17 protein-coding genes are annotated in these 19,342 nt (G+C 73.8%); 9 read left to right on the top strand and 8 right to left on the bottom strand.

What is annotated here, in order from left to right:
* Positions 1 to 260: 260 nt before the first annotated feature.
* The 4 genes from afsR (at position 261) to ACZ3X1_RS20030 (ending at position 5,435) form a co-directional block, all read left to right on the top strand.
* Positions 261 to 3,203 (top strand): SARP-family global regulator AfsR, encoded by a 2,943-nt coding sequence (afsR, locus tag ACZ3X1_RS20015; RefSeq protein ID WP_467280565.1) that lies wholly within the window; start codon positions 261 to 263, stop codon positions 3,201 to 3,203.
* Between the two features lie 173 nt (positions 3,204 to 3,376).
* Positions 3,377 to 3,568: a hypothetical protein gene (locus tag ACZ3X1_RS20020; RefSeq protein ID WP_356813964.1), complete on the top strand. Its 192-nt coding sequence runs from the start codon at positions 3,377 to 3,379 to the stop codon at positions 3,566 to 3,568.
* 213 nt (positions 3,569 to 3,781) lie between these two features.
* The gene (locus tag ACZ3X1_RS20025) at positions 3,782 to 4,510 is read left to right on the top strand and encodes a class I SAM-dependent methyltransferase (protein ID WP_467280473.1); all 729 of its coding nucleotides are present in this window, start codon (positions 3,782 to 3,784) and stop codon (positions 4,508 to 4,510) included.
* A gap of 121 nt (positions 4,511 to 4,631) precedes the next feature.
* Positions 4,632 to 5,435 carry an LppU/SCO3897 family protein gene (locus ACZ3X1_RS20030; protein ID WP_467280474.1) on the top strand — a complete coding sequence of 268 codons (804 nt, stop codon included), beginning with the start codon at positions 4,632 to 4,634 and terminating at the stop codon, positions 5,433 to 5,435.
* A gap of 16 nt (positions 5,436 to 5,451) precedes the next feature.
* Here ACZ3X1_RS20030 and ACZ3X1_RS20035 read toward each other — a convergent pair whose 3' ends face one another.
* The gene (locus ACZ3X1_RS20035; protein ID WP_467280475.1) at positions 5,452 to 7,131 is read right to left on the bottom strand and encodes a FadD3 family acyl-CoA ligase; all 1,680 of its coding nucleotides are present in this window, start codon (positions 7,129 to 7,131) and stop codon (positions 5,452 to 5,454) included.
* A 94-nt stretch (positions 7,132 to 7,225) separates the two neighbouring features.
* Between ACZ3X1_RS20035 and ACZ3X1_RS20040 the strand changes: the two genes are divergently transcribed.
* From ACZ3X1_RS20040 to ACZ3X1_RS20050, 3 genes are all read left to right on the top strand, one after another.
* Complete coding sequence (locus tag ACZ3X1_RS20040) at positions 7,226 to 8,377, top strand: lipid-transfer protein (RefSeq protein ID WP_467280476.1); 1,152 nt, start codon at positions 7,226 to 7,228, stop codon at positions 8,375 to 8,377.
* Positions 8,378 to 8,479: 102 nt separating this feature from the next.
* The gene (locus tag ACZ3X1_RS20045; protein ID WP_467280567.1) at positions 8,480 to 8,905 is read left to right on the top strand and encodes a Zn-ribbon domain-containing OB-fold protein; all 426 of its coding nucleotides are present in this window, start codon (positions 8,480 to 8,482) and stop codon (positions 8,903 to 8,905) included.
* The gene (locus ACZ3X1_RS20050) at positions 8,902 to 9,678 is read left to right on the top strand and encodes an enoyl-CoA hydratase/isomerase family protein (protein ID WP_467280479.1); all 777 of its coding nucleotides are present in this window, start codon (positions 8,902 to 8,904) and stop codon (positions 9,676 to 9,678) included. The genes ACZ3X1_RS20045 and ACZ3X1_RS20050 overlap by 4 nt, the downstream gene beginning before the upstream one ends.
* A 97-nt stretch (positions 9,679 to 9,775) precedes the next feature.
* Here the strand turns inward: ACZ3X1_RS20050 and ACZ3X1_RS20055 are convergent, their stop codons facing one another.
* From ACZ3X1_RS20055 to ACZ3X1_RS20065, 3 genes are all read right to left on the bottom strand, one after another.
* Entirely contained in the window at positions 9,776 to 10,267 is a 492-nt protein-coding gene (locus tag ACZ3X1_RS20055) for a peptidylprolyl isomerase (RefSeq protein WP_356813957.1), read from the bottom strand.
* Between the two features lie 64 nt (positions 10,268 to 10,331).
* Entirely contained in the window at positions 10,332 to 12,746 is a 2,415-nt protein-coding gene (afsK, locus tag ACZ3X1_RS20060; RefSeq protein WP_467280481.1) for a protein serine/threonine kinase AfsK, read from the bottom strand.
* A 192-nt stretch (positions 12,747 to 12,938) separates the two neighbouring features.
* On the bottom strand, positions 12,939 to 13,733 hold the full coding sequence (locus ACZ3X1_RS20065) for a VOC family protein (protein ID WP_356812996.1): 795 nt from the start codon (positions 13,731 to 13,733) through the stop codon (positions 12,939 to 12,941).
* A gap of 321 nt (positions 13,734 to 14,054) precedes the next feature.
* Here ACZ3X1_RS20065 and ACZ3X1_RS20070 point away from each other — a divergent pair, with 321 nt between their 5' ends.
* Positions 14,055 to 14,702 carry a TetR family transcriptional regulator gene (locus tag ACZ3X1_RS20070; protein WP_356812997.1) on the top strand — a complete coding sequence of 216 codons (648 nt, stop codon included), beginning with the start codon at positions 14,055 to 14,057 and terminating at the stop codon, positions 14,700 to 14,702.
* Positions 14,703 to 14,768: 66 nt separating this feature from the next.
* Here ACZ3X1_RS20070 and ACZ3X1_RS20075 read toward each other — a convergent pair whose 3' ends face one another.
* Together ACZ3X1_RS20075 and ACZ3X1_RS20080 are read right to left on the bottom strand one after the other, a co-directional pair.
* Positions 14,769 to 15,251 carry a nitroreductase family deazaflavin-dependent oxidoreductase gene (locus tag ACZ3X1_RS20075; RefSeq protein ID WP_390076340.1) on the bottom strand — a complete coding sequence of 161 codons (483 nt, stop codon included), beginning with the start codon at positions 15,249 to 15,251 and terminating at the stop codon, positions 14,769 to 14,771.
* Positions 15,251 to 16,522 (bottom strand): acyl-CoA dehydrogenase family protein, encoded by a 1,272-nt coding sequence (locus ACZ3X1_RS20080; RefSeq protein WP_467280482.1) that lies wholly within the window; start codon positions 16,520 to 16,522, stop codon positions 15,251 to 15,253. Before ACZ3X1_RS20080 ends, ACZ3X1_RS20075 begins: the two co-directional genes overlap by 1 nt.
* Positions 16,523 to 16,704: 182 nt before the next feature.
* On the opposite strand from ACZ3X1_RS20080, the gene ACZ3X1_RS20085 reads away from it, so the two are divergent.
* Entirely contained in the window at positions 16,705 to 17,898 is a 1,194-nt protein-coding gene (locus tag ACZ3X1_RS20085; protein WP_356813000.1) for a thiolase C-terminal domain-containing protein, read from the top strand.
* 160 nt (positions 17,899 to 18,058) lie between these two features.
* Here the strand turns inward: ACZ3X1_RS20085 and ACZ3X1_RS20090 are convergent, their stop codons facing one another.
* Both ACZ3X1_RS20090 and ACZ3X1_RS20095 read right to left on the bottom strand, forming a co-directional pair.
* Positions 18,059 to 18,265: a DUF4287 domain-containing protein gene (locus tag ACZ3X1_RS20090; protein WP_356813001.1), complete on the bottom strand. Its 207-nt coding sequence runs from the start codon at positions 18,263 to 18,265 to the stop codon at positions 18,059 to 18,061.
* A gap of 131 nt (positions 18,266 to 18,396) precedes the next feature.
* Entirely contained in the window at positions 18,397 to 19,323 is a 927-nt protein-coding gene (locus ACZ3X1_RS20095; RefSeq protein WP_356813002.1) for an RNA polymerase sigma-70 factor, read from the bottom strand.
* Positions 19,324 to 19,342 lie beyond the last annotated feature (19 nt).

Raw genomic sequence — 19,342 nt, forward strand, 5'->3', positions numbered from 1 at the left:
CCACCGGCGGCTCCCCCGCCGGGCCCGTATGGCCGACGGCCATCGCAAGCGGAACGGGTGCGGGCTCGGGACCGGAATCCGCCGCCCCCACCGCATCCCCGTCGGCAGGCGCGGGTCCGGTGGAGCCCGGCGCGGCCGCTGCCCGGCCCGGTTCCGCGGCAGCCGCCCCGGCCGAAGCCGACCCGGGACGGCCCGGAACCACCGCCGGACCCGCCACCACCGCCGTGGGCGACACCACCTCCGGACCCGCCACCACCGCCGTGGGCGGCACCACCGCCGGAGGTGACACCACCGCGGGCGACTCCCGGTTCGCCGTCCTCGGGCCCGTCCGGGCCTGGCGGGGCGCCGAGGCCCTGCCCTCCGGCACCCCCCAGCAGCGCGCCCTGCTCGCCGTACTCCTGCTGCGTGACGGCCGCACGGCCACCGCACCCGAACTGATCGACGCCATCTGGGGCGAGGACCCGCCCCAGCAGGCCCTGGCCACCATCCGCACCTACGCCTCCCGCCTGCGCAAGGTCGTCGCCCCCGGCCTGCTCGTCACCGAGTCCGGCGGCTACGCCATCCGGCTGCGCTCCGCCGCCACCCTCGACCTCGGCGTCGCCCGCGGCCTCGCCGCCGACGCCGACGCGGCCCGGGCCGCCGGGGACCGCACCCTCGCCCGTACGCTCCTGGCCCGCGCCCTCGACCTGTGGGAGGGCGAACCCCTCGCCGGGGTCCCCGGCCCGCACGCCGAGACCGAGCGCACCCGGCTCGCCGAATGGCGCCTGCAGTTGCTGGAGACCCGCCTCGACCTCGACCTGGAGGTCGGCCACCACGCCGAGGCCGTCTCCGAGCTGACCGCCCTCACCGCCGCCCACCCGCTGCGCGAACGGCTGCGCGAGCTGCTCATGCTCGCCCTCTACCGCAGCGGCCGGCAGGCCGAGGCCCTCGCCGTCTACGCCGACACCCGCCGCCTCCTCGCGGACGAACTCGGCGTCGACCCGCGGCCCGAACTGGCCGCCCTCCAGCAGCGCATCCTGAACGCCGACGCCGATCTGGCCCGCGCGGAAGACCCCGCCCCGCCCGCCACCGCCGCTCACGTGAGGCCCGCCCAGTTGCCCGCGACCGTACCCGACTTCACGGGCCGCTCCAGCTTCGTCACCGAGCTCGGCACGATCCTCTCCGGCGGCGCCCAGGACCAGGTCATGGCCGTCTCCGCGCTCGCCGGGATCGGCGGCGTCGGCAAGACCACCCTCGCCGTGCACGTCGCGCACGCCGCCCGCCCGCACTTCCCCGACGGCCAGCTCTACGTCGACCTCCAGGGCACCGAGGCACGCCCCGCCGAACCGGAGGCCGTCCTCGGCTCCTTCCTGCGCGCGCTCGGCACCCCCGACACCGCCATCCCCGACTCCCCGGCCGACCGGGCCGCGCTCTACCGCTCCACCCTCGACGGCCGCCGCGTCCTGGTCCTCCTCGACAACGCACGCGACGCCGCCCAGGTCCGCCCGCTCCTGCCCGGCACCGCCGGCTGCGCCGCCCTCGTCACCAGCCGGGTCCGCATGGCGGGCCTCGCCGGGGCCCATCTCGTCGACCTCGACGTGATGAGCCCCGAGGAGGCCCTCCAGCTCTTCACCCGCATCGTCGGCGAGGAGCGCGTAGGCGCAGAACGCCAGGCAGCCCTCGACGTCGTCGGCGCCTGCGGCTTCCTGCCACTGGCCATCCGCATCGCCGCCTCCCGGCTCGCGGCCCGCCGCACCTGGACCGTCTCCGTCCTCGCCGCCAAGCTCGCCGACGAACGCCGCCGCCTCGACGAACTCCAGGCCGGCGACCTTGCCGTCAAGGCCACCTTCGAGCTCGGCTACGGCCAGCTGGAACCGGCCCAGCAGCGCGCCTTCCGCCTCCTCGGCCTCGCCGACGGCCCCGACATCTCGCTGTCCGCGGCCGCCGCCGTACTCGACCTGCCCGAGTACGACACCGAGGACCTCCTGGAGGCTCTGGTCGACTGCTCCCTCCTGGAGTCCGCCGCCCCCGGCCGCTACCGCTTCCACGACCTCGTACGCCTCTACGCGCGTGCCTGCGCCGAGCGCGACGAGCAGCCGCCGAGCGAGCGCGAGGCGGCACTGGACCGCCTTCTGGACTTCTACCTGGCCACCGCCTCCGGGGTCTACGCCCTGGAACGCCCTGGCGACCGGCTGCCCGCGCACCTGTCCGACACCCACTACCCCGGGCTCGTCTTCGCCGAGCCGCGCACGGCCCTGGACTGGCTGTACGCCGAGGCCGGCCCGCTGCTGGCGTGCGTACGGCAGGCGTCCGTACGGGGCGGCGACTCACCGGTCCTGCGCCGGGGCGTGGACCTGCTGTGGGCGGCCAAGGACCTGGCCGAGTCGGGTGCCAACTCCAAGCAGTACGAGTCGGCCGCGACCGCCCTGCGCGACGCCGCCCAGGCCGCCAAGGACCCGTACGCCGAGGGCCGCGCCCGCACCACCCTCACCAACGTCCACCTGGTCGCCGGGCGCTTCGCCGAGGCCGACGACGAGGCCCGCCAGGCCACGGCCCTGGCACGCGAGGCCGGCGACCCGCTGCCGAGCTGCTGGGCTCCCAACGACCGCGGGATCATCGCCCTGTACGAGGGGCGGCACGCGGACGGCGAGCGGTACCTGCTGCAGGCCATCCAGAACTTCCGCGCCGACGGCAACAACGTCGGCGAGGCCAGCGCCCTGTGCAACCTCTCCCGCATCCACGCCGAGCTGGGCCGCCTCACCAGCGCCATAGACCTCGCGCAGCAGGGCATCGCCATCTACGACCGGATGGGCCTGTCCCTGCGCCTGGCCAACGGCCGCTACGCGCTGGGCATCGCGCTCACCCAGGCGGGCCGGCTCGGCGAGGCCCTCGCGCAGCTCACCGAGGCCCTGGCCCTCTTCCACGACAACCGGCAGCCGCTGTGGGAGGGTGTGACCCACTTCCGGCTCGCCGTCGCCCATCTCGCGGCGCGCCGGCCCACGCTGGCCGCCGCGCACGCCGAGCAGGCCATCGCGCTGCGCGGCATCGGCGGGGAGTGGCGGCGCGCGACCGTGCTGACCGTCCTGGGCAAGGCGCTGCGGCGGCTGGGGCAGACGGACCGGGCGCGGGCCTGCTGGCGGGACGCGGAGACCGTGTTCAAGCAGCTGGGTTCGGCAGAACTGGCCGAGGTGCAGACCCTGCTGGCCACGGAGATCGCCGCCTGACCTGCAGGGACGTCCGTTGAACGAGGCGTTCATCGTTCGTTTATCGCCGAACGGCACGATAAGTGCATCGACCCGGTGCGTCGGGGGACACCCGGGCCGTTTGGAAGGATCACCCGTTCGGCGGTCATCGGGGGAATCGCCGAACGGGTCCCACCCATCCATCAGGAGAACCGATGACGACGAACGAGAATCTTCTGCCGAACGACGGCACCGTCAAGCCGCTCGACAACCACGCCTCGGGCGTCGAGATCGAGACCCTGGACAACCACGCGTCGGGCATCGAGATCAAGCCGCCGACCGAGGACCCGGCCGCGGGCGAGGAGATCCAGACGCTGGACAACCACGCGTCCGGTCCGCGCCCGTAACCGGCGCACGACGTACGGGGGAGCCCACGGGGGAAACGGGGGGCTCGGGGGAGCAACGGGGGGCTCGGGGGAGCAACGGGGGAACGGCGGTCGCGGTGGCCCGGAGGGGGAGCCACCGCGACCGCCGCACGCGCGCAAGCCCGGCCGGACTCACGGCCGCTCTCGGGGGCGGACTCCCGGCCGGGCTCCCGGGCGCGGGCATAGGCTGGGGGCGTGTTCTCCTCCCACGGGCCGAGCGTCCGCGAACTGGCAGTGCAGGGCCTCTCCTCCGTCGAGCGGGGCTACGACCTGCTCGCGCCGAAGTTCGACCACACCCCCTTCCGCACCCCGGACCGGATGCTCGACGCGGTCGAGGAGACCCTCGCCCAGCACGAGGGCGGCTTCGGCGCCGGCCTGGACGTGTGCTGCGGCACGGGGGCCGGCACCGGCATGCTGCGGCGGCTGTGCCGGGACCGGGTCACCGGGGTGGACCTCAGCGCGGGCATGCTCGCCGAGGCCCGGCGCACGCACGCGGACGACGACCGCGTGGACTTCGTACGGGCCGACGCACGAGCCCTCCCTGCGGAGCTCGCGGACCGCTACGACCTGGCGGTCAGCTTCGGGGCCTTCGGCCACTTCCTGCCCTCCGAGCGGCCCGCGCTCTTCTCCGGGGTCCGCTCCGCGCTGCGCGAGGGCGGGGTCTTCGCCTTCCCGATCGGCGCCCCGATCCCGGCGAGCTCACCGGTGTGGTGGGCGGTGGCCGGCTTCGACGCCGTGATGCGGGTGCGCAACGCCGTGTGGCGGCCGCCGTTCGTCATGTACTACCGGACCTTCCCGCTGAGCGGCGTGCGCACGGACCTGCGGGCGGCGGGCTTCACGGTGGAGACGATCCCGCTGGAGCACTTCGGCCGCCTGCCCGGCGGCGCCCCGCGCTGGCGGCTGGTCCTGGCCCGCCGTTCCTGACGCCCCGCGGACGCCGGGGCCGGGGCTTGGCGGAACGGCTGCGTCACCATCAGGACACAGGGCACAATCCGTGAGGAACCGTCAGGCAGCCTGCGCACCACCTCACTCCCTGGAGCAGCCGGTGTCGTCACAGGAAATGCTCGTAACGATCACCCCCCAGCAGGCCACCTACGGTGTGATCCTCCCCGTGGAACTGCCGACCGGCACGGTCCGGCTGCGCATACCGCCCTGCCGGCACGGCGACCTGGTCAAGGTCCGCGCCGGCGGCGAGGAGGTGCGCTTGCGCATCCACGTCTCCGGAGCGGGCGCGGCCTGGATCGCGGGGGCCGGGGGCATCGCTCCCCCGCCCACGGGCGCCGCGGGCGGAGCGGCCGCGCCGACGGGTGTGCAGCAGACCGCCCCGGCCCCGTCGTCCGGCGGCGGGCGCGGCTGCCTGGTGGGGCTCGCCATCGCGGCGGCCCTGGTCATCGGCTTCTTCGTGCTGAGCGACGGCGACGACGGCTCGGACGCCAAGCCCACCGCCGACTCCACCCCCACCTGGTCTTCCCCGTGGTCGCCCTCCTGGTCGCCCACGCCGTCGCCCTGGCCGTCGGCCCCCGAGGCGGCCGCCACCACGCCGTACGTCCCCGAACCGAGCGTCGAGCCGAGCCCCGAACCCAGCCCGTTCGACCGGGGCACCTGCCTCAACGGCCAACTGCCGGACTCGACGACGCCCCGCAGCGTCAGCGGCGTCGAGGAGGTCCCCTGCTCGGCCTCCGACGCGCACTACCGGGTGATCGAGAGCATCCCCGGCACCTCGGACCTGAACGGCTGCGACGACAACCCCAAGACCCAGTACGCCTTCTCCTACCGCTACATGCGCGGCTCCATCGTCCTCAACCAGTACGTGTACTGCCTGGTCGGCATCGGCTCCTACGCCCGCTGACCCCGCACCCGCCGCCTCAGCGGGCGCGGAGTTCGCGCTTGAGGACCTTGCCGCTCGCGTTGCGGGGGAGCTCGGTGACGAACTCCACCGCGCGGGGGACCTTGTAGTTGGCCATCTCCCGCCGGGACCAGGCGATCAGGTCGTCGGCGGTGAGGGTGGAGCCGGGGCGGCGGACCGCGTACGCCTTGCCGACCTCGCCGAGGCGCGGGTCGGCGACGCCGACGACCGCGACGTCGGCGATGTCCGGGTGCAGGCCGAGGAGTTGCTCTATCTCGGCCGGGTAGGCGTTGAAGCCGCCGACGATGAACATGTCCTTGATCCGGTCGGTGATGCGCAGGTTGCCGCGCTCGTCCAGCACGCCGACGTCGCCGGTGTGCAGCCAGCCCTCCGGGGTGATCGCCGCCGCCGTCCCGTCGGGGTCCTCGAAGTAGCCCTGCATGACGTTGTAGCCGCGAACCGCGATCTCGCCGGCGCGGCCGGCCGGCAGGGGGCGCCCGGCGCCGTCCAGGACCGCCACCTCCGTGTCCGGGATGGCCCGGCCCGAGGTGGCGGAGATGGTCTCGGCGGGGTCGCCCCGGCGGCACATGGTGACGATGCCGCCCGCCTCGGAGAGCCCGTAGGCGGTGAGGACGGTGGCGATGCGCAGTTCGTCGCGCAGCCGTTCGACGAGCCGGAGCGGGACCACGGCCGCGCCGGTGACCACCAGGCGCAGGGCCGACAGGTCGTGGTGGTCGCGCTGGGGGTGGTCCAGGAGGGACTGGTGCAGGGTGGGCGGCCCGGGGAGTACGGAGATCCGCTCGGCGGCGACGTTGGCGAGGACGGTGTCCACGTTGAAGACGGGCTGCGGGACCATCGTCGCCCCGCGCATCAGGCAGGCGATGATCCCGGCCTTGTAGCCGAAGGTGTGGAAGAAGGGGTTCACGATCAGGTAGCGGTCGCCCTTGCGCAGTCCGGCGAGTTCGCTCCACACGTCGTAGCAGCGCAGGGACTGGGCGTGGGTGATGACGGCGCCCTTGGGGCTGCCGGTGGTGCCGGAGGTGAAGATGATGTCGGAGGGGGCGTCGGGGCTGATGGCCTCGGCACGCTCGCTGACCTCCTCCGCCGTGACGCGGTCCCCGCCCGCGAGGAAGTCCTTCCAGGTGCGGAAGGTGTCGGGGGCGTCCTCGGCCAGTACGACGACCTGTTCCAGGTGCGGCAGCCCGGGCAGGGGTCCGCGACCGGCTCCTTCGGCGGCGGCCCGGCGCAGCGAGGCGATGTAGGAGGTGCCGAGGAAGGTGCCGGTCACGAAGAGCAGCCGGGCCCGGCTGCGCTGCAGGACGTACGCCGCTTCGGTGCCCTTGAAACGGGTGTTGAGGGGGACGAGGACGGCGCCGGCGGAGACGGCGCCGAGCGCGGAGACGATCCAGTCCAGGGTGTTGGGGGCCCAGACCGCGACCCGGTCGCCCGGCTGCACCCCGGCGGCCATGCAGGCCGCCGCGGCGCGCTCGACGCGCTCCCCGAGCTGCGCGTAACGGATCCGCACGCGCCCGTCGACGACGGCCTCGAGGTCGGCGTACCGTGCCGCTGCCGACCGGACGAGCCCCGCGACGGTGCCCCAGCGCAGGTCTCCGCGCGCGTCCTCGGGAGCGCGCTCGCCCGCGTCCCCGCGTACGCCCCCGCGTACGCCCACGTCCTCGCGCAGCCCGTCGTCGCCCATGCGTGTCACCCTCCCGCGAACCGAATAGCTGACTATCCGTCAGATTAGCTGTAGCCTTCGCGGCTGTCAGTACTGGCGCATCCCGGAGGTGGCGATGGCGGCAACGCTCAAGGACGCTACGGCGATAGTCGGCATCGGGCAGACCGCCTTCGCCAAGCATCTGCCCCAGTCCGAGAAGGAACTCGCCTGCCGGGCGGTCCTGGCGGCCCTGGCCGACGCGGGCATCGACCCTGCCGAGGTCGACGCCTTCTCCTCCTACACGATGGAGGAGACCGACGAGGTGGAGGTCGCCAAGGCCATCGGCGCCGGCGACGTCACCTTCTTCTCCAAGATCGGATACGGCGGCGGCGGTTCCTGCGCCACCGTCGGCCACCTCGCCGCCGCCGTCGCCACCGGCCAGGCCACCGTCGGCGTCGCCTGGCGCTCCCGCAAACGCGGCTCCGGCCCGCGCCCGTGGAAGAACACCGCCGTCCAGCTGCCCACCCCCGGCCAGTGGACCCGGCCCTTCGGCCTGCTGCGCCCCGCCGACGAGATCGGCATGCTGGCCCGGCGCTACATGCACGAGTACGGCGCCACCCGCGACCACCTCTTCAACGTGGCGATGGCCTGCCGCAACCGCGCCAACGAGAACCCCGCCGCGATGATGTACGAACGCCCGCTGACCCGCGAGATGTACATGACCTCCCGCATGATCAGCGACCCGCTCTGCCTCTTCGACAACTGCCTGGAGACCGACGGCGCGCTGGCCTGCGTGGTCGTCTCCGCCGAACGGGCCCGCGACTGCCGCCACACGCCCGTGTACGTCCACTCCGCCGCCCAGGGCCTGCCCTCCCAGCACCACGGCATGGTCAACTACTGGAACGACGACCCCCTGTCCGGGCCCGCCTGGACCGCCGCCCGCCACCTGTGGAAGCAGGCCGACTTCGGCCCCCAGGACGTGGACGTCGCCCAGATCTACGACGCCTTCACCCCGCTCATCCCGCTCTCCCTGGAGGGCTACGGCTTCTGCGGGCGCGGCGAAGGAGCCGCCTTCACCGAAGGCGGCGCTCTGGAACTGGGCGGGCGGCTCCCCATCAACACCGGGGGCGGCGGGCTCAGCGAGGCCTACGTGCACGGCTTCAACCTGATCACCGAGGGCGTCAAGCAGCTGCGCGGCGTCTCCACCGCCCAGGTTCCGGACGCCGCGACCTGCCTGGTCACGGCCGGCGAAGGCGTCCCCACGTCCGCGATCCTGCTGAGGAGCTGACCGATGACCACCACGTCCGACGCGTCCGCCGCCCCACCAGCCCCGTCCGCTACCTCCGCTCCCTCCGCCACACCCACCCCACCCGCCGTGCCCGCGGACGGCCTGCTCCTGCCCGTCCCCGACGAGGACGGCGCCCCCTTCTGGGAGTACGCCGCCCGGGGCGAACTGCGCGTCCAGACCTGCACCGACTGCGGCCGGCTGCGCTTCCCGCCCCGCCCCTGCTGCCCGCACTGCCGGTCCTTCGCCGGCGAGTGGCGCCGCATGAGCGGCCGCGGCCGCATCTGGTCCTACGTCCGGCCCCACCCGCCGCTGCTCCCCGCCTACGCCGCGCAGGCCCCGTACAACGTGATCCTCGTCGAGCTCTCCGACGCCCCGCACATCCGGCTCGCCGGGAACCTGGTGGCCTCCGCCGACGCCCCGCTCGACTCCGTGGACCCGGCCCGGCTGCGCATCGGCGCCCGCGTCCACGTGGCCTTCACCGAGCTGGGCGGTATGACGGTGCCGCGCTGGCTCCTGGAGAAGTCATGACCCTGCGGGTTGACCGCGACAAGGCCACCGGGGTCGCGGTCGTCACCCTGGACCGGGAACACCGGCACAACGCCGTCGACCTGGCCACCGCCGCGGAACTGGGCGAGGCGTGGCGGGAGCTCCGGTTCGCCGAGGAGGTACGGGCGGTCGTGCTGACCGGCGCCGGAACGGCCGCCTTCTGCACCGGCATCGACCGCGGCGTCGAGGTGCCGCAACCCGCTTCGCCCTACTCGGCCGACGACCCGCTCCTCGCGATCGGCCCCAAGTCCTGCGACCTGTGGAAGCCGGTGATCGCCGCCGTCAACGGCATGGCCTGCGGCGGGGCCTTCTACCTGCTGGGCGAGTCGGAGTTCCTCATCGCCTCCGTGACGGCCACCTTCTTCGACCCGCACACCGCCTACGGGATGGTCAGCGCGTACGAGGCCGTCTACATGGCGCAGCGCATGCCCTTCGGCGAGGCCGCCCGGATGGCCCTGATGGGCACGGCCGAACGGCTCTCCGCACGCCGGGCGCACGAGATCGGCCTGGTCTCGGAGCTGGCCGAGCCGGACGGGCTGCTCCCGGCTGCCCTGCGGGCGTCCCAGACCCTGGCCGGCTTCCCGACGCAGGCCGTACAGGGCACCGTACGGGCCCTGTGGTCGGCGAAGCAGGCCGCGCTCCACCAGGCCCTGGCCCAGGCCCCGGCACTGATCGCCCTGGGCAACCTCCGGCCGGAACAACAGGCGGAACTCTTCACGAACCGCCGCACGGCCCCGCAGCCCCGCCTGCGCTGACGCGTCCCGTCGGCCGTGCGCGGGGCTCGCCGGAAACGGCGGCGGCCCCGGCCCCCGGGTGGGGGCGGGGCCGACCGGCCGTACAGGCGGGTGGTGATCAGGCGACGGTGCCGGAGGCCGCGATCTCGACCTTGCCCTTGGGGGCGCCGGACTGGGAGCCCAGGGCCTCGATCTTGTCGACGAGGTCCGAGCCCTCGACGACCTCGCCGAAGACGACGTGCTTGCCGTCGAGCCACGGGGTGACGACCGTGGTGATGAAGAACTGCGAGCCGTTGGTGTTGCGGCCGGCGTTCGCCATCGACAGCAGGTACGGGCGGTCGTGCTTCAGCTGGAAGTTCTCGTCCTCGAACTTCTCGCCGTAGATGGACTTGCCGCCGGTGCCGTTGTGGTTGGTGAAGTCACCGCCCTGGAGCATGAACTGCGGAATGATGCGGTGGAAGCCGGAGCCGGCGTAGCCGAAGCCGTTCTGGCCGGTGGCCAGCTCACGGAAGTTGCGCGCGGTCTTCGGGACGACGTCGTCGTACAGCTTGAAGACGATGCGGCCCGCGGACTCGCCGTTGATGTTGATGTCGAAGTAGACGTTGCTCATGGGGTACATCCTGTCACTCCCGGTGCGGTGCTACCCGGCGGGGCCGTCCCCGACCCCTGTCGGGTCACCCGCTCGTACGGGTGCCCGTGCCCTTCGCCGCGTCCAGGGCGTACACGCAGCGGTCCTTGCTGCACGCGTACACCACGCCCGCCTCCGCGACCGGGGCACCGGTGATCTCGCCGCCCGTGGCCAGCTTCCAGCGCAGCTGGCCGCCCGCCGCGTCCAGGGTGTAGAGGCAGTGGTCGGCCGACCCGAAGTGCACCCGGCCGTCCGCGACCGCCGGGAGGCCCGTGATCTCCCCGCCCGCCGCGAACCGCCACTTCGGGGTACCGGTGACCGCGTCGAGCGTGTACAGCGCGCTGCCCGCGCCCAGGTGGACGTTGCCGCCCACCACCAGCACCGGGTCGGAGGACTGCCGCGACTCCGTCGCGATCCGCCAGCGGTCCTGGCCGGTGGCGGCGTCGAGGGCGTAGACGGTGCCCAGGTAGTCGGCGAGGTAGACCCCGCCGCCCGTGACGGCCGCGCCCGGCGCGAAGGCCGGCGGGGCCAGGAAGACGGCGGGGGCCTCGAAGTGCCAGCGGACCCGGCCCGAGGCCCGGTCAACCGAGAGCACCCGGGTGCCGGCCGCGACGTAGACGTTGCCGTCCGGGGCGGGTGTGACCCGGACGGGCACGTTCCCGCAGGAGCCCGCGTCACCGACCGGGTACGACCAGGACTCGCGGCCGCTGCGGGCGTCCAGGGCGCGCAGCCGCGCGTCCTGCCACACGTACACCGTGCCGTCGTGGAGGACGGGGGCCGCCTCCGGCGTCTCGAAGTCGCTCTGCGCGCCGGTCAGCTCCCACAGCTTGTGTCCGCTGGACGCCTCCCAGGCCTGTACGCCGCCGCCGCGCGTGGCGGTGACGACCGTGCCGCGCTCGGCGCGCAGCGCGTACACCCAGGCGTCGGTGGACAGCCGCCACCGCTCGGAGCCGTCGGAGCCGTCGAGCGCGTACAGGGAGGGCCCGTCGGAGGCGTGGATCCGGCCGTCGGCGACCGCCATGGACCAGGCGACGTCGCGTGTCTTGAACTGGCGGCGGCCACTGGCCACGTCCAGCGCGTGGACCTCGAAGGAGGTCACGTACAGGAGGTTGCCGGCGACGGTCGGGGTGCCCCAGACCTCGTTCGACATGCGGAAGCGCCACGGCCGCCAGCGGCCGCTGTCCGGCGCCGGGCCGGGGCTCGGTACGGACGGCGCGACCGGTCCGGTCGCATGGGCGGGTGCGGACCCGTCGGGCGAGCGCACCCAGCCGGTCGCCGGGTCCCCGGCGGAGGCGTGCGCCGCCGACGCCGCGGCCGTCGCGAACGGGCCGGGCCCGATCGGCACCGGCGAGCCGCCCAGGCGTACGGGCTCGCCCGAGGGCACGGGGGACCGCGGCGGGTGGTGGGGACGCTGCGGCACGGCCTGACCGGTACGCGGGTCCACCCAGCCCTCGCCGCCGCGCGGACGGCGGTGCGTCGCCTGCTCGGACAGCGGCCCGCGGGCTCCCGCGCCGCCACCGCCGCCACCGTCACGGCCGGGCGCGGGCACCGCCGCGGCGGGCGTACGGTTGCCGGCGCGCCGTGCCTCGATCATCGCGACGGCCCGGCCGGGCAGCCATGCCGACGCGGTGCCGCTGTCGTCGCCGCCGTCGAACAGGTGCGGGGCCAGCTGCGCCTGCAGGTCGGCCGGGGTGGGCCGCAGCGAGGCGTCCATCTGCATGCAGGACTCGATCAGCGGCCGCAGCTCCTCGGGGAGCCCTTCCAGGTTCGGACCCTCCCGCAGCAGCATGAAGACCGTCTCCACCGGGTTCGCCCCGTGGTACGGCGGGTGCCCGGTCGCGGCGAAGACCAGCGTGGAGCCGAGCGAGAAGACGTCGCTGGCGCCCTTGACGCTGCGCGAGTCCTTCGCCTGCTCGGGCGACATGTAGGCGGGGGTGCCGACGGCGACGTTCGTCATGGTCAGACGGGTGTTCGAGACACCGCTCGCGATGCCGAAGTCGATCACGCGCGGGCCGTCCTCGACGACGAGCACGTTGGACGGCTTCAGGTCGCGGTGGACGAGGCCGGCGCCGTGGATGGACTGCAGGGCCTCGGCGATGCCGGCGGCGAGCCACCGCACGGCCTGCGCGGGCATGGGCCCGCACTCGTTGACGATCTCCTCCAGGGAGGGCGCCGGGACGTACGCGGTGGCCAGCCACGGCACGGCGGCCCGCGGGTCGGCGTCGACGACGGCGGCCGTGTAGAAGCCGGACACGGCACGCGCCGCCTCCACCTCGCGGGTGAACCGCACGCGGAACAGCTGGTCCTCGGCGAGCTCGGTCCGCACCGTCTTGATCGCGACCCGCCGTCCGGACGCGGACCGCGCGAGATAGACCAGCCCCATGCCGCCGGCGCCGAGCCGTCCCAGCACCTCGAAGGGGCCGATCCGTCTCGGGTCGTGCTGCGTCAGCTGCTCCACCACTCGCCTCCACACCTCCCCGTACGGGCCACCCACCGGGCCCGCTCCCACCGGCACGGGGCCCTGCCCCGTGCAGCGTCTCACTCCGGGGCGCAGCCCGGGTCGCGCAACCCGATTCTGTCAGGCCCGGGGCGGGTCCGGCCCCGGCACGGCGAGCAGCCCGGTGTGATCTGCCCGGCGATCCGTCCGCGGCGGCTATCCGTCCGCCTTGGTGCGGGGTTCCGACAGGAGCCCGAAGACCGCCCCCTGATTGTCCGCGACGACCGCGATCCTCCCGTAGGGGGTGTCGAAGGGGTCCGCGGTGACCCGGCCGCCGAGCCGCTGCGCCGTCGCCACGGACTGGTCGCAGTCCGGGACTGCGAAGTAGACGAGGAAATGCGCCGGCATGATCTCCGGGAAGGCGTCCGTGATCAGGCTGCGGCCCAGTACGGCGGTGTCCGTGCCGGGCGCCCTGCCGGGCGGCGACCAGATGCGGTACTCGACCCCGGCGTCGTCCTGGTCCTGCGGGACGTAGCCGAAGACCTTCGCGTAGAAGACGTCCACGGCGTCGCGGGCCCGGGTGTAGACCTCGCTCCAGCAGTAGGTGTACGGCTCCTGCTGGGCCTCGAAGCCGTGGTGGGTACCGGGCTGCCACAGCCCGAAGACGGCTCCGCCCGGGTCGGCGGCCATCGCGGCGGTGCCGTACGGGCCGACCGGCATGGGGTCCATCACCATCTGGCCGCCGGCGGCGCGGATGCGCTGGGCACAGGCGTAGGCGTCGGTGGTGTAGAGGTAGACGCCCCAGACCGTGGGCATCCGGCCGTCGGGCTTGGGGGCGAGGGCGGCGACGTTGCGGCCCCGGCTGTAGGCCTGCGTGTAGTGGCCGTACTGGGCGCCCGCGCTGTCCGCGTAGGTCCATCCGAAGAGTTCGCCGTAGAACCGCTTGCCCGCCTCGACGTCCGGAAGCGAGGCGTCCACCCAGCACGGTACGCCTTCCACGAATGCGGCCATGGGCCCGGTTCCTTCCGTTCTGCGGGGGTGTGTACCCTCCCACCCTCTCCCAGCCATGATCCGTCCGAAAACTTGTCCACAGCCTGTTGATAAGACTATTCGGGGGAAACCGCGCGGAACCAGGCGACACGGCGGGGGTTGCAGCACGGTGGCACCCGGCCCGCGACCACGCGCCGTACCCGGGCCGTGACCACGCGCCGTACCGGCCGGAATCCGCCTCCGCGGCCGCCCTGGACGCCCTTCCACCCAGGCCAGGGACCCCGTAACCCCATTTGCAGGCGGCCGAATAGCGCGCCGATCACCCCTCGGTAAGCTGACGGCATGACAGGACAAGTACGCACCGTCGACGGGCGTGTCGCCGGCCGGCGCGGCCAGGCGACGCGGCAGAAGCTGCTCGACTGCCTCGGCGAGATGCTCAGCTCCTCGCCGTACCGCGACGTCAAGGTGATCGACGTCGCCCGCAAGGCCGGCACCTCCCCCGCGACCTTCTACCAGTACTTCCCGGACGTCGAAGGCGCCGTCCTGGAGATCGCCGAACAAATGGCCACCGAGGGCGCGCAGTTGACGTCGCTCGTCGAGGGCCGGACCTGGGTCGGCAAGTCCGGGTGGTCAGCCGCCGAAGAACTCGTCGACGGCTTCCTGGAGTTCTGGCGTCGCAACGACGCGATCCTGCGCGTGGTCGACCTCGGCGCGGCCGAGGGCGACAAGCGGTTCTACAAGATTCGCATGAAGATCCTGAACTCGGTCACCAATTCCCTCACGGAATCGGTGAAGGAGCTCCAGGCCAAGGGCAAGGTCGACAAGGACGTCAGCCCCGCCGCGATGGCCGGTTCGCTGGTCGCGATGCTGGCCGCGGTCGCCTCGCACCAGAAGGGCTTCCAGGCCTGGGGGGTCAAGCAGGCCGAGCTCAAGCCGAACCTGGCACTGCTGGTCCACCTCGGCATCACCGGCAAGAAGCCGACCAGGTAACGGCGGACCCGCTCCGGGTCCGCCGCCCCCGGCCGGCCCCGCACCGGCGCCACCACCCGCCCGGGATCAGCGACGCTCCAGGCGGAACAGCCGGATCTCACGCTCGATGCGCGCCTGGTACGTCGCGTACGGCGGCCAGAACCCCAGCACCGCCCGCCATGCCGCCGCGCGCTCCTCACCCGCCAGCAGCCGGGCCCGTACCGCGATGTCCCTCCCTTGCCAACTCACGTGCGCGTCCGGGTGCTTGAGCAGGTTTCCGGTCCATGCCGGGTGCCCGGGCCGGCCGAAGTTGGACCCGATCAGGATCCAGCTCCTCCCTCCGTCCTCCGGCATGCACGCGAGGGGTGTGGTGCGCGGCTCACCGGTCCGCGCGCCCTTGGCGGTGAGGAGCACGCCGGGCAGCATCCGGGCGCTCAGCATGACCTTGCCGCGGGTGAGCCTGTGCACCGCCTTGTCCATGGCGGGGATGAAGTGTGGTGCGATCTTGGCGAACAGCATGGTCGAGGAGACCTTCTGCATCAGCCTGACGCCGGGAGCCACGCGAGCCATCAGACGGCCACCTTCTCTTGTGGGGGCGGGGACGCGGCAGGAGCCGCGGCGGCGGATCCGGGCGCGGGCGGGGTGGCGGCGGCCGGTACGGGGGCGGGCGCCGGCGCGAACAGGCCCGCGCGGTCCGCGGCATGCGCCCGCAGCCGGTGCACCGGACCGAACAGCAGCTCGTCGGAGGCCGCCCGCTTGAAGTAGAGGTGCGCGTCGTGCTCCCAGGTGAAGCCGATGCCGCCGTGCAGCTGGATCGCCTCTCCCGCCGTCAGCCGCAGCGCCTCCAGCGCCTGCGCGAGTGCGAGCCCGCCCTGGTCCGGGTCCCAGGCCGCGTAGTAGGCCGCCGAGCGGGCCGCCTGGACCTGCACGTAGAGGTCGGCGAGCCGGTGCTTGACCGCCTGGAAGGAGCCGATCACCCGGCCGAACTGCTCGCGCCGGCACACGTACTCCACCGTGCGCGCGAGCGCCTGGCCGGCCGCCCCGACCGCCTCGGCGGCGAGCACGGCCGAGGCGGTGCGCCCGGTGGCGGCGAGGGCCCCCGGCACGTCGGCCCCCTCCTCGCGCTCGCCGAGCAACTCCGCCGGTACGTGGCGGAGTTGGATCCGTGCCTGTGGGCGCGTCTCGTCGAGCACCGTCTGCCGGGACCGTACGAGGCCGGGCGCGTCCTCCCGTACGAGGAACAGCAGCGTACGGCTGCGCGCGAAGCCGCCGGTGTGCGCGGCGACCAGCAGTAACCGCGCGCTGTGCCCGTCGAGCACCTGGGCGGCCTCCCCGTACAGCCGCCAGCCGTCGCCGTCCGTGTCGGCACGGGCCTGGACCCCGCCGGCCCGGCCGCCGCCGGACCACCGGCCCGCGGTGTCCTCGCCGGTCAGCGCGAGGGCGGTGGCGAGCGCCGGGCCGGGGACGGCGAGGGCGGCGGTCAGCCCGCCGGACGCCAGCGGCGGGAGCAGCGCGGAGCGCTGGGCGGCGGTGCCGAGGGCGGCGATCAGGGGCACGCAGAGCGCGGCGGTGGCCAGCAGCGGCGAGGGCAGCAACACCCGCCCGGTCTCCTCGCAGGCCAGAGCCAGGTCGGCGGGGGCGCAGCCGACCCCGCCGTACTCCTCGGCGACGGTGATGCCCGGCAGCCCGAGCTGCCGGGAGAGCTGCTGCCACAGCTCGCGGTCGTATCCGGCAGCGGTGCGGACGGCGGCCTGGACCTCGTCGGGGCCGCAGCGTTTGCCCAGGATCTCGCGCAGGGTACGCCGAATCTCGTCCTGCTCCGCGGTGAAGGCGGCATCCATCGTCGGGCTCCTCCCCGTATCTGACGGGCCGTCATGTTAGGACGGCGGGCGGGAGATGCACAGGGGGCGACGGCGGCGGGTTGCGCGCGGACCGGGGGCCCCGGAGGCGGCCCAGGGGTCGGAGTCGAGGCACGGCGGCCGGGGCCTAGCATCTGACGATACGTCAGATGTACCGTCCTCGCATGCCTGGACTCACACCTGGAAGCGCCCCCCGCCCCGGCCGGCGGGTCGCGGTGGTCGGTGTCGCCCTCTCGGACTGCGGCCGGGTGGACGGCCCCACCCCCTACGCACTGCACGCACAGGCCGCCCGGCGCGCCCTGGCCGATTCCGGCCTCGACCGCTCCGTCATCGACGGCTTCGCCTCGGCCGGCCTCGGCACGCTCGCACCGGTCGAGGTGGCCGAATACCTCGGCTTGCGCCCGACCTGGGTCGACTCCACCTCCGTCGGCGGTTCGACCTGGGAGGTCATGGCCGCGCACGCGGCGGACGCGATCGCCGCGGGCCACGCCGATGCCGTGCTGCTGGTCTACGGATCCACGGCCCGGGCCGACATCAAGGCCCGGCGCCGCACCTCGAACCTCTCCTTCGGCGCCCGCGGACCGCTGCAGTTCGAGGTCCCGTACGGCCACACGCTGATCTCCAAGTACGCCATGGCCGCCCGCCGCCACATGCACCAGTACGGGACGACCCTGGAGCAGCTCGCCTCCGTCGCCGTACAGGCCCGGGCGAACGCGGCGACGAACCCCGACGCGATGTTCCGCGACCCGATCACCGTCGAGGACGTCCTGTCCGGCGAGATGATCGCCGACCCCTTCACGAAGCTGCACTGCTGCATCCGCTCGGACGGCGGCTGCGCGGTGCTCCTGGCGGCGGAGGACCACGTGCCCGACACCGCCAAGGCGCCGGTGTGGGTCCTGGGCTCGGGCACCTCCGTGTCCCACACCACCATGTCGGAGTGGGAGGACTTCACCGTCTCCCCCGCCGCCGTCTCGGGCCGCATCGCCTTCGAACGGGCGGGGCTCACCCCGGCGGACGTGGACCTCGCGGAGATCTACGACGCCTTCACGTACATGACCCTGGTGACCCTGGAGGACCTCGGCTTCTGCGCGAAGGGCGAGGGCGGGGCCTTCGTGGAGAAGGGCCGCCTGCTGCGCGACGGAGAACTCCCGGTCAACACGGACGGCGGAGGCCTTTCGGCCTGCCACCCCGGCATGCGCGGCCTGTTCCTGCTGGTCGAGGCGGTCCGCCAACTCCGCGGCGAGGCGGGGGCGGGCCAGGTCACCAAGCCCGGCGGCGACCTCCCCCAGGTAGCCCTGACCTCAGGCACAGGCGGCTGGTTCTGCTCCTCGGGCACGGTCCTGCTGGGACGGGGGTAGGGCGGGGCGGGGGCTTGGGGGCCTCGGGGGGCGGGGGCTTGGGGGGCTTGGGGGGCTTCGGGGGCGGGAGACGCCCGAAGCCCCCGCGCCTCCCCGCCGCCGCCCGAGTGGCTCCCGACCTCCCGAAGCCACCGCCGCGCCCCCCGGCCCCGCCCGGCGCCTAGTTGCGCTCCGCCAGCGTGTCGGCCACCAGGGCGTTCGCGTGGCCGTGACCCAGGCCGTGTTCCGTCTTGAGCCAGGCGACGAGCTCCATGTGCTTGGTCAGCGGCGAGGACCTGATGAGGTCCTTCCATTCCGAGATCGGCCGGCCGTACTTCTTCTCGATCGACGGGAAGTAGCTGGCGGGGCCCTTCACGGTGTCGGCCATGGCGAGTCTCCTTCGTAGGGTGCCGTTGTAGTGATGACCTTCGGCGGGCCGAAGAATGAGCGGCATCCGGAAGTGACGTGCGCCACACCGGCGCCCGGCTCGCCGCCTCCTTCGGCCGGGCCGTCTGATCGTCAGGCCGTCGTCCGGCGGCGCGCCTCCTTCAGCTCGCGGGCGACGGCCCAGGCGTCGGCGACCGGGCCCACATGGGTGAGCTTCTCGGGGTTGTTCAGGCCGCGGATGGTCCGGATCCGGCCGTCGAGCACGTCGAGGGCCATGACGTGGAGCACCTTGCCGTCGCGGTCGCGGAAGATCGCGCCGGGCTCGCCGTTGACCTCGTGCGGCTCGCACGTCACGTCGATCCGCATCAGCCAGGGGTAGACCGCCGCCAGCAGGCGGGCGACGTTCGCCGCGCCCGTGACGGCCTTGGCCAGCTGCGGGGCGTTGCCGCCGGCGTCGCCGACGAGCTGTACGTCGGCCGCCAGCAGGTTCTGGAGCCCGCCCACGTCGCCGTCCTTCAGTGCGTCGAAGAACCGCGTCGCCAGTTCCCGCCGCTCGCGCCGGTCGGCCGCGAACCGCGGCCGGCCGGCGTCCATGTGCCGGCGCGCCCGCACCAGCAGCTGGCGGCACGCGGCCTCCGAGCGCCCCACCGCCGCGGCGACCTCGTCGAAGTCGAAGGCGAAGACCTCCCGCAGCACGAACACCGCCCGCTCCAGCGGGCTGAGGCGTTCCAGCAGCAGCAGCGCCGCCACGGACACCGAGTCGGCCAGCTCCACCGCCCGCGCGGGGTCCTCGTAGGGGTCGTTGAGCAGTGGTTCGGGGAACCAGGGGCCGGTGTACTGCTCGCGCCGCACGCGCGCGGAGCGCAGTACGTCGATCGAGATGCGCGTCACCGTCGCCGACAGGAAGGCCTTGGTCGACGTGGGCCGGGTCTGCGTGGCGTCGAAGCGCAGCCACGTCTCCTGCACGGCGTCCTCGGCCTCGCCGACGCTGCCCAGGATCCGGTAGGCGATCGAGAACAGCAGCGACCGCAGTTCCTCGAATTCCTCGACCTTGCTCATGCCTGGTTCCCCCTGAAGT

This window comes from Streptomyces sp. NPDC023541 (assembly GCF_055559995.1).

What these genes read in the sequence shown, in the direction of transcription:
- ACZ3X1_RS20070 (WP_356812997.1), top strand. Translation starts at nt 14,055, where the DNA reads ATGACAGGACAAGTACGCACCGTCGACGGGCGTGTCGCCGGCCGGCGC.
- ACZ3X1_RS20035 (WP_467280475.1), bottom strand. Translation starts at nt 7,131, where the DNA reads ATGGGCGACGACGGGCTGCGCGAGGACGTGGGCGTACGCGGGGGCGTA.
- ACZ3X1_RS20065 (WP_356812996.1), bottom strand. Translation starts at nt 13,733, where the DNA reads ATGGCCGCATTCGTGGAAGGCGTACCGTGCTGGGTGGACGCCTCGCTT.
- ACZ3X1_RS20090 (WP_356813001.1), bottom strand. Translation starts at nt 18,265, where the DNA reads ATGGCCGACACCGTGAAGGGCCCCGCCAGCTACTTCCCGTCGATCGAG.
- ACZ3X1_RS20085 (WP_356813000.1), top strand. Translation starts at nt 16,705, where the DNA reads ATGCCTGGACTCACACCTGGAAGCGCCCCCCGCCCCGGCCGGCGGGTC.
- ACZ3X1_RS20020 (WP_356813964.1), top strand. Translation starts at nt 3,377, where the DNA reads ATGACGACGAACGAGAATCTTCTGCCGAACGACGGCACCGTCAAGCCG.
- ACZ3X1_RS20080 (WP_467280482.1), bottom strand. Translation starts at nt 16,522, where the DNA reads ATGGATGCCGCCTTCACCGCGGAGCAGGACGAGATTCGGCGTACCCTG.
- ACZ3X1_RS20075 (WP_390076340.1), bottom strand. Translation starts at nt 15,251, where the DNA reads ATGGCTCGCGTGGCTCCCGGCGTCAGGCTGATGCAGAAGGTCTCCTCG.
- ACZ3X1_RS20040 (WP_467280476.1), top strand. Translation starts at nt 7,226, where the DNA reads ATGGCGGCAACGCTCAAGGACGCTACGGCGATAGTCGGCATCGGGCAG.
- ACZ3X1_RS20055 (WP_356813957.1), bottom strand. Translation starts at nt 10,267, where the DNA reads ATGAGCAACGTCTACTTCGACATCAACATCAACGGCGAGTCCGCGGGC.
- ACZ3X1_RS20050 (WP_467280479.1), top strand. Translation starts at nt 8,902, where the DNA reads ATGACCCTGCGGGTTGACCGCGACAAGGCCACCGGGGTCGCGGTCGTC.
- ACZ3X1_RS20095 (WP_356813002.1), bottom strand. Translation starts at nt 19,323, where the DNA reads ATGAGCAAGGTCGAGGAATTCGAGGAACTGCGGTCGCTGCTGTTCTCG.